Here is a 2,966-nt window from a genome sequence, read left to right as displayed (position 1 = left end):
TGCATCTACTCGTTCAGTTACGTATTGCTGACCGAAGCGGAGACATTCGGATGATCCAGCACCTCGTCGAACAGTTCTTCGTACGACAGGCGGCGCGGGATGATCTTCTGGTCGAGCGCCCAGTCGATCGCCAGCTCGATGCCCTTGCGGTTCGCCTCGTAGCCGATCGGCGGGAAGATCTTCGGGGACGCCGCCCTCGGTCAGTTCGCGGCTTTCCGACGACCATGCGGTGCAGCTCGCGCACGATGTCCGGACGCTGCTTCGACAGGTCCTGGTGCACGACGAACATGTGGTTGATCGGGACGACGCCTTCGCGCGCGAACCAGTCCTTCGCGGCTTCCTGCGCATTCGGCACGAGGGTGCGCACGCGCGGATCCTTCGGCATGTCTTCGCCCAGCAGGGCCGCGGCCAGTTCGCCGTCCAGCATCATCTGCGGGATCGACGAGCCTTTCGGCAGGCGTTCGCAGTTGGCCGGATCGCTGTACTCGGCCAGGTGGCCGTCGTTCAGGGTCATCCACGTCACCTTGTCGAGATCGACGCCGTACTCGTGGCGCAGGATGCCGCGGATCCACAGGGCAGTCGTCTGCGTGTACGTGCGCACGCCGACCTTCTTGCCCTCGATGTCTTTCGGGTTCAGGTGACCGAAGTCGCTATTGAAGCCCGCGCAGTGATGCTGGAAGCGGCCCGAAATGGGCGTCGGTAGCAGCACGTACGGCTTGTTGTAGGCCTTTGCCTGCAGGAATGTGACGATCGCCAGTTCGCCGGCATCGAACGCGTTTTCGCGCACCATCGCCTTGAAACCGTTGTGCGCCGGGGTGGGACCGCAGAAATCAAGGTTGACGATATCGGATTTGACACGGCCATCGCGCAGTGCCTTCGTGACCGCGTATTCGGCGAGGTTTACCTTCAGCGTCGGCACGCCGGTGTAGTCGGTTCCAGTTCCGTTGGTAGTCATGCTATATCTCCTGAACTTGTTAAATCAGAGCCGCACTTCGATCAGGGCCGGGCCCTGCGCGCGCGCCGAGTCGACCATCGCCTTGTGGAAGGCGTCGGCGCTGTCGACGGACACCGCCGGCACGCCCATGCTCTTCGCCATCGCGAGCCAGTCGATGCGCGGGCGGTCGATGTCGATCATCGCCATGGCCTGCGGGCCGGGGGCGCCGGCGCCCATGTTCGCGTACTCGGCCTTGAGGATCGCGTAGCTGTTGTTGGCGAAGATGATCGTCGTGACGTTCAGGCCTTCGCGCGCTTGCGTCCACAGCGACTGGATCGTGTACATGGCGCTGCCGTCGCCGACCATGCAGAACACGCGCCGGTCCGGGCAGGCCAGGGCCGCGCCGGTGGCGACCGGCGTGCCGTAGCCGATCGAGCCCCCCATATTGTTGATGAGGTCATGCGGCGCCGCGCCCACCGTGAGGCCCATCGTCTCGCGGCCCGTCGTCAGCGATTCGTCGACGAGGATGCAGTGTTCCGGCAGCGCGGCCGCCAGCGCGGCGGCGATGCTGGCCGGGTTCAGTGCGCCGGTCGGCACGATGGCTTCCGCGCGAGCCTGCAGGACCGGCGTCGCATCGGTAGCGCCCAGCGCGTCGAGCAGCATCTCGAAGGCGGCCGCGCTGTCCTCATCCTGTTCCGCCAGCGTGTGCACGCTCGTCCCCTCGGCTTTCAGCAGGCTCGGCTTGTCCGGGTAGCTGAAGAACGCGACCGGCTCGGTCGTCTCGACCGTGACGATGTGCTTGAACCCTTTCAGGAACTCGAGCGCCTGCGGTACCGCGTACGGGATCCGCTCCAGCGTGACGCGCCCCGCGCCGCGCTCGATGCGCGACGTGAAGAACTGCGTGGCGAGTCGGCACCCCGTCGCGGCCTTGATTCTGCCCGCCAGTGCGAGCGCGCGGCCGCGGGTCGCGTGGCCGGCCAGGATGAGGAGAGCCGGCTCGCCCGAGCGCAGCACCCGCGCGATGTGCTCGACGCGCTTGACGTCCGGCGCCTTCGGCTGCGCCGCCGCGTGCGGCGCGGCCGCGACGGGTTCTCCCGCGTCCTGCCACGACGCGTCGCCGGGCAGGATCAGCGTGGCGATCTTGTCCCGGCAGTTCGCTCGCGGCCTTGGCGATAGCGGTCGCCACGTCCCAGGCGACCGTGCGCGGCGAGTCCACCCTGCGCACCCAGTGCGAGAGCGGCCGCGCCAGCCCCTCGATGTCGGAGGTCAGCGGTGGATCGTATTTCAGGTGCGCGGCGCGAATGCTCGCCCACGATGTTGACCATGCCCGACGACGCGCGCTTGGCGTTGTGGATGTTGGCCAGGCCGTTCGCCAGGCCCGGGTCCCAGGTGCAGCAGCGTGGACGCCGGCGTGCCCTTCATGCGATAGTAGCCGTCCGCGGCGCCCGTGCAGACGCCTTCGAACAGGCACAGCACGCTGCGCATCTCTCGGGTTCTCCAGCGCTTTCAGGAAATGCATCTCGGACGTGCCGGGATTGGCGAAGCAGATGTCGACGCCCTGGTCGGTCGAGCGTCTGAGACGAGGCTTTCCGCGCCGTTCATCTCAATACCCTGCCAGTCTCGCGCGCCTGGCCGACCACGCCGTAGCTGCGCTGACGGCGCCGACATCAGGAAGCTGGTAGCCTTCCTGCAGCAGGCGCTCGTAATTCTTGCCCGTCACGTGCGGATTGCCGACGATGACGCTCGTGCTTGTGGCAGGTGTCGACGATCTTGCTGCATCGCCGTCCAGCACTTCCGGGTGCTCGTACTGGCGCGCCAGGCCCAGTTCCTGCGACAAATCGCCTTCGCCGATCAGGCAGAAGCCCACGCCCGGGACGTTCTGACAGCATGTCGTCCAGATTCTCGATCGCCTGGGTGCTTTCGATCATCAGCCCGACCAGCAATCTCGCCGTGCGGCGCCAGCGGCCAGACGTCAGCCTTGGCGAGGTGCTGGATCATCCAACTAATCCTTCGTTTTAACCTTAGCGAACGT

General features: G+C 66.3%; 3 protein-coding genes and 1 pseudogene. 1 reads left to right on the top strand and 3 read right to left on the bottom strand.

The window, feature by feature from the left end:
• Positions 1 to 13: 13 nt before the first annotated feature.
• The 3 genes and pseudogenes from ACWNCF_RS02735 to ACWNCF_RS02725 form a co-directional block, all read right to left on the bottom strand.
• Positions 14 to 955 (bottom strand): phosphate ABC transporter substrate-binding protein, encoded by a 942-nt coding sequence (locus ACWNCF_RS02735; protein ID WP_449405929.1) that lies wholly within the window; start codon positions 953 to 955, stop codon positions 14 to 16.
• Positions 956 to 979: 24 nt separating this feature from the next.
• A pseudogene (locus tag ACWNCF_RS02730) lies at positions 980 to 2,536 on the bottom strand (acetolactate synthase large subunit).
• Position 2,537: 1 nt separating this feature from the next.
• The gene (locus ACWNCF_RS02725) at positions 2,538 to 2,801 is read right to left on the bottom strand and encodes a hypothetical protein (RefSeq protein WP_449405928.1); all 264 of its coding nucleotides are present in this window, start codon (positions 2,799 to 2,801) and stop codon (positions 2,538 to 2,540) included.
• A 20-nt stretch (positions 2,802 to 2,821) separates the two neighbouring features.
• Here ACWNCF_RS02725 and ACWNCF_RS02720 point away from each other — a divergent pair, with 20 nt between their 5' ends.
• Positions 2,822 to 2,953: a hypothetical protein gene (locus ACWNCF_RS02720; protein ID WP_449405927.1), complete on the top strand. Its 132-nt coding sequence runs from the start codon at positions 2,822 to 2,824 to the stop codon at positions 2,951 to 2,953.
• Positions 2,954 to 2,966: the final 13 nt, after the last annotated feature.

The sequence above is a fragment of the Massilia phosphatilytica genome (assembly GCF_977014125.1).
The sequence above is the reverse complement of the archived record's forward strand: the minus strand, read 5'-3'. Positions and strand labels throughout refer to the sequence as shown.